The organism is Corallococcus terminator (genome assembly GCF_003611635.1).
Taxonomy (GTDB): Bacteria; Myxococcota; Myxococcia; order Myxococcales; family Myxococcaceae; genus Corallococcus; species Corallococcus terminator.
Genome location: NZ_RAVZ01000467.1, coordinates 1 through 5895, shown reverse-complemented (window position 1 = coordinate 5895; position 5895 = coordinate 1). Strand labels below are relative to the sequence as shown.

General features: G+C 70.9%; 3 protein-coding genes. All 3 read right to left on the bottom strand.

From position 1 onward, the window contains the following. A partial coding sequence (locus tag D7V88_RS43990; protein WP_244238616.1) for a serine/threonine protein kinase occupies nt 1-2316 on the bottom strand: 2316 nt, incomplete at its 3' end. A gap of 103 nt (nt 2317-2419) precedes the next feature. Then, complete coding sequence (locus tag D7V88_RS38165) at nt 2420-2755, bottom strand: hypothetical protein (protein WP_120545463.1); 336 nt, start codon at nt 2753-2755, stop codon at nt 2420-2422. Nucleotides 2756-2936: 181 nt separating this feature from the next. Then, nucleotides 2937-5888, bottom strand: a complete 2952-nt coding sequence (locus D7V88_RS38160; protein WP_120545464.1) for a choice-of-anchor D domain-containing protein — start codon at nt 5886-5888, stop codon at nt 2937-2939. Nucleotides 5889-5895: the final 7 nt, after the last annotated feature.

Genomic DNA, 5895 nt, shown 5'->3' with positions numbered 1-5895 from the left:
GGCCATCCCGGAGCCCCAGAAGAGTCCCAGCCCCAGCAGCAGCAGCGCCAGCGCCGCCCCACCCCACACGAACCACCGGCGCTTCGACGGCGCCGCGATGGAGTGCTCGGTGAGCGTGGCCGTGCGCTCCGGAGGGACCCAGGCGGGCGGAATGGGGGCCCGGGAGGAGGAACGCGGCGCCGTGGACGCGGTGATCTCGACCGTCGCGTGGGGCGCGGGCATCGGGAGCCGGACCGGGCGGTGCTCCGCCGACGGCATCGCGCCCGAACGGATTGACGCGGGCACCTCCGCGCGCGGCACGGCGCGCATGTCCTGCGTGGGGCCCTCGTCGTCCTCCGCGCGGGTGATGGAGCGCATGTCCTGGGTGGCGTCGTCCTCGTCGTCCTGCAACCGGGCCGTCAGCAGGCGCTGATCCAGCGTGGGCGCCTCCTCGTCCTCGTCCGCGGGGAAGCGGATCGACAGCTTGCCCAGCGGATCCAGCATGGCGAGCGTGGGCGCGTCCTCCTCCACCTGGAATCCGGAGGGAGGCCCCAGGCGCCCGAGCGGATCCATCATGGCGAGCGTGGGACCTTCATCCACGGTCACCGTCGGGATGGACGGCTCTTCCAGGCGAACGGGCCGCATGGAGCGCGAAGGCGGTGATTCCAGCGCCCGCCTCGCCCCCGTCGTCTGTCGGGACTCCGGCCGGGCGTCGGCACCGCGGCCCTCCGAACGGGCATCCGGGCTGCGGGCATCTGCGCCCCGGAGCTCTGCGCGGCCTTCCGGGTTGCGGGACTCGGCGTGACGGTTCTCCGAACGAAGCTCCGCACCACGCGCGTCCGCGTTGCGGCCCTCCGCGCGAGCATCCGAACCACGCGGCTCCGCGTTGCGGCCCTCGGCGCGAGCATCCGAACCACGAGGCTCCGCGTTGCGACCCTCGGCACGAGCGTCAGCGCCACGGAGGTCCGCGTTGCGACCTTCGGCACCACGAAGGTCCGCATTGCGACCCTCGGCGCGCGCATCGGCACCACGAGGCTCCGCATTGCGGCCCTCGGCGCGAACATCCGCACCACGGACCTCGCGCAGCAGCTCTGCGTTGCGCCCCTCGCCACGGGCCTCCGCCCCCCGTCCCTCGGGCCGGGTATCGACTCCGCGCGTCTCGGCCCTCGGCTCAGGACGTCCTTCCGCCGCCCGGGCCTCCGCGTCCCCTTCATCGCGGCGCGGCTCGGCCTTTGCTCCAGCCTTGTTCGCCCGAGGCGGACGCAGCGTGGTGGTGGGCTCGTGCTCCGTGCGCCCCGTCGCCATCGCGGGCCGCATCACCGAGCGGCGCGGCGCGGGCGGCGGCTCCGAGCGCGGAGAAATGCCAGCCTCCTCATCCGTGACCAGCACCTCGCCGGAGCGGGCCTCGTCGGACAGCCGGTCCGCGTACAGGTCCTTCATGAACACGGCCAGGTCCGCCGAGCCCGACGGCTGCGGCTGGGCCGCGAGCCACCCCTCCAGCGCGCGCTGCAGGTCCTGCGCGTGCTGGTAGCGCGCGTCCGGATCCTTCGCGAGCGCCTTGAGCACGATGGGGTCCAGATCCGCCGGAACCCGGGGCGCCACGTGCGATGGAGGCGGCACGTTGCACTCCGCCACCGCCGACAGCGTCAGCATGTCGCTGGGGCGCTTGAAGAGGCGGCCCCCCGTCAGCAGCTCATGCAGCACCACGCCCAGCGCGAACACGTCCGAGCGGCAATCCACCCGCTGCCCGGACGCCTGCTCCGGCGACATGTACGAATACTTGCCCTTGAGCACCCCGGAGCGCGTCACCGTGGCCTGGTCCGCCGCCTTGGCGATCCCGAAGTCCACCACCTTCACGCCACCCTCGAACGTCACCAGGATGTTCTGCGGCGACACGTCCCGGTGCACGATGCCCAGCGGCCGGCCCGACGCGTCCGTCTTCTTGTGCGCGTAGTCCAGCCCCGCGCTGGCCTCCAGGAGGATGCGGCACACCAGCGGCACCGGCAGCGGCTTGCTGGCCGTCTCCGAGCGCTTCCAGAGCCGGCGCGCGTCCACCCCATGGATGTACTCCATGGCGATGAAGAACGTGTCCCCCTCCGCCCCCAGGTCGTAGATCTGCACCACGTTGGGGTGCGCGAGCCGGGCGGCGATCCGCGCCTCGTCCAGGAACATCCGGACGAACTCGTCGTTCTCCGACAGGTGCGGAAGGATGCGCTTGAGCACCAGCAGCTTGTCCGGTGCATCCGAACCCGGCCGGCGCGCGAGATAGATCTGCGCCATGCCGCCCGTGGCGAGGCGCTTCAGGAGCTGGTAGCTGCCGTAGGTTTCGATGGACACGGCCGGGACGCGGGAAGGCGAGCCCCGAGCGTAAGCCCCCCGGCCAGGGGAATCAAACATCGAATCCCCTTGGGGTTTTTCCGGGGAGCGGCGTGCCGGCGCCCTAGCGGCGGACTGCCCGGACCTCGCGGGTCTCCCGCATCAGGGCTTCCAGCTCGTCCAGGTGCCGCTTGAGCACCGGCATCAGCACTGGGGCGGCGTCCACCCGGTCGAACAGGTCCAGCACCCGGTCCACCTTGCGCTCGATCTCCTGCGCCCTCAGGGGACTGATGCGCCGCAGCAGCATGTCCGCCCCGGCCTCCATCAGCACCCGGGCCACGGCATCCCGGGACGCCAACGGCTCCTGCCTGCGCTGACCCTCCCCGCGGATGACCCGCAGCCCCGGCGCACCGGCGCGCGGAGGGGACTTCGGATGCTCGTCGGGGATCCGGGTGCTCACAGCGCGCCTCCCAAGGCAACAGCAGCTAGACGCTCCGCAGGGTACACACCGAGGGAGCGCCTCCAATTTTCTGGTCATCCGCACAGGCAGATGCAGTGCTGTAGCACCGGGGGCTGACATCCCCGTTCGGAGCCGGATGACCGGCCCGTCACGGGGTCCACACCCACAGCGTTCCTACCGTTCAGTCGTTGGCGCAGGCGCGGCGGTAGGTGATGGTCACCTTCGCGCCCGGCTGCGGCACCACGGTGAACACCACGGTGTTGGTCGCCGCGTCGTAGCTCCAGCCCGTCGTCGTGGCGGTGCCGTTGACGCTCACCACCACCGTGCCCGCGTCCGGCTCCTCGCTCAGCGGGAAGCGCTCCTGGGCGCTGAACGCCTTGCTGGCCACCTGCTGGAGGAGCGGCGCGTAGTCCGAGGCGCACACGTTGAGGACCTCACCGCCCGTCTGGGCGGCGGCGTCCGCGTAGCGCGTGCCGGCGCCACCGGCCGTGGCACAGGCCGTCTTCGTGGGCGCGATGGCGAAGAAGGTCGCCCGCTGCGGCTGGTTCTCCCCCTTGCGCTGCTGCGCCCACTGCACGTACGTGGAGACCGCGTCCGGCGAGTGGTCGTCCTCGTCGCCCACGAACACCACCACCAGCGCCGCGGAGTCGCGCAGGAAGCCCAGGTTGCCATCGTTGGGCTGCGCGGTGCGCGGATCATCCGCGTTGTTCACCAGCGGCGAAGTGAGCGCGCGGCGCATCGCCTCGAAGCCCTGCTCCACCTGCGCGCACTGGCCCACCTGCATGTTCTGCTGGAGCACCTGCGTCACGTTGGGCGTCGCCAGCGTGAGGATGCGCTGGCGGGTGTTGTCCACCGGGAAGAAGCGACCGGCCTCGCCGCCCAGCGCGCCGCCCGGGCACGCGCCAGACACCGCGGAGATGCCCGTCGTCGTCACCGCCATGTTCAGGTCCACCGCCTTGTTGCGCGCGGCGTCCACGAAGGACGGGATGGCGGAGACGAGCTTCGGGTGCTCCTCCACCATGGAGGCCGTGTTGTCCACGACGAACAGCACGTCCACCTTGCTCACGTCCTGCTGCACGAAGCTGTCCGTCTTCTCCACCTTCTTCGACGACTCACCGATGAGCGGCACCAAGAGCGGCACCGGCAGGTCGCTGGAGTCCACGAACAGGGGCGACAGGTTCATGCCCGTCACCTGCGCGAAGTAGTCCACACCCACCGTGAAGGAGTCGCCCGGCTGCAACTGGAACGCGGGAGGCGCCGGGTGGTCCAGGAGCGTGAACTCCGAATCCGTGGTGCCCGGCCCGATGAAGACGTTGGAGATGGTGACGGGCGTGGTGCACGCGTTGAGGTAGTTCACCTCGCGCGGCGCCGGACGGCAGTCCTTGCGCGCCAGGCCGAAGTCCACGAACCAGGGCGACGCCACCAGACACGTCATCTGCGAGTGCGCCATCAGCGGCACCTGGATGACCGGCGTCACCGGGTTGTACTGCTCCACCTGCAGCTCCCCGGCGAAGTCCCCGCCGGTGAAGGGCGCCTGGAAGGACACCTGGAAGCTGAACCAGTCACCCGGGTAGATGATGCCGCCGAAGAGGTCCCCGCCGGGCATGCGGAACACGCCGCCGCCGTCGTTGGCCACGCGGATGTTCTTCACCGGGCACAGGTCCGTGCCCTTGTTCTGAAGCTTCACGCCCAGCACCGCGCCCCGCCCCGGCTGCACCGTGCCGTAGTCCAGGAGCTGCGGCGTCACCACCAGGTCGCACGGGGCGTGCGCCTTCGCGCTGCCGAAGAAGTCCAGTTGCACCGTGGCCGCGGAGAAGGCGTTGGTCGTCATCACCAGCGAACCCGACGCGGAGCCCTCGCGCGACGGCTCGTAGTAGATCTCCAGGTTCACTTCGCCGTTGGGCGGCAGCGTGTACGGCGTCGTCAGCGGCTTGTGGTTGAACTGGAGCGGCCCGGACGGATCCGGCGTCCACGTGAGCGCGTTGATGGTGAGCGGCCCCGCGTTGTCCGTGCCGCAGTTCTTCACGTTGACGACGACGCGCACCTTGGAGCCCAGCGGCTGTTCGCCAAAGTCATACGTCAGCGGTGAAACACACAATTCGGACGCGCCACCGAAGCCGCGCAGCGGCACGGGCAACGTGGGGTGGCGCTTGCTCACCACCGTGTAGACGGCGCGGTCCGTGGCCGGGCCCATGTGGCCGGGGCTGTAGCGGATGTCGAAGCCGCGCACCTCGCCCGGCTGGAGCACCAGCGGCAGGCCCGTGTTGGACTGGCTGAAGGACGCGTCCGTGCCGTCCAGCGTCAGGGACGTCACCGTCACGGGCTCCGTGCTGATGTTGCGCAGGCTGGAGGCCTTGATGGCGTCGCGGTCCACCGGCACCGCGCCAAAATCCAGCACCTCCGGCTCCGCCACCACCGCGCGCTCCAGCGCCTCCGCGGTCACCTGCACCGTCACGTCCGCGCACCCGTGGCACGGCGACACCGCGAGCGCGATCTGCTTCTTGCCCACGCGCACCGGATTGAACGTCACGGGCAGTTCCCGGCGCTCGCCCGGGTTCACCGTGATGGCCTCCGCGACGAATTCGTCCTTGTCCGCGCCCACCAGCTTGGGCGTGACCATCACCGGCAGGTCCGTGGGGTTGTCCAGCGTGACGCCCAGTTGCTTGGAGGAGTCCGCCTCGATGCGGCCGAAGTCCAGCTTGCGAGGCGACACCCGCGCCCACGCGTCCACGCCCGCGCCGTTGAGCGGCAGGCGCATCAGGGGTTCGATGCGCGTGTCCGAGCGCACCACCAGCACCGCGGGCAGGCCGCCTTCGGCCAGCGGCGCGAAGCGGACCTTCAGCGTGCACTCGGCGCCGGGCACCAGGCTGTGCGGCCCCTCATGCGTGAACTCCGCCTTGTAGGCGCCTTCCGGCCCCTCCACCCAGGCTTCATCCACCGTGATGCGCGCGCGTCCCACGTTGCGCAGCGTCACCTGGGATTCCCGCGCATCGAAGATGGCGACCCGCGCGAAATCCACGCCGCCCGGCGTCGCGGTCAGTCGTCCGTCCGCGAGCGACGAGCGCTCCCGGTCCGCGCATCCCGACACCAGCACCACCGCCAACAGGCCCAGCAGACTCCAGCGCCCCGTCATGGAACCC

Excerpts from the sequence above, each read along its gene's own strand:
- D7V88_RS38160 (WP_120545464.1), bottom strand. The coding sequence starts at position 5,888 with ATGACGGGGCGCTGGAGTCTGCTGGGCCTGTTGGCGGTGGTGCTGGTG.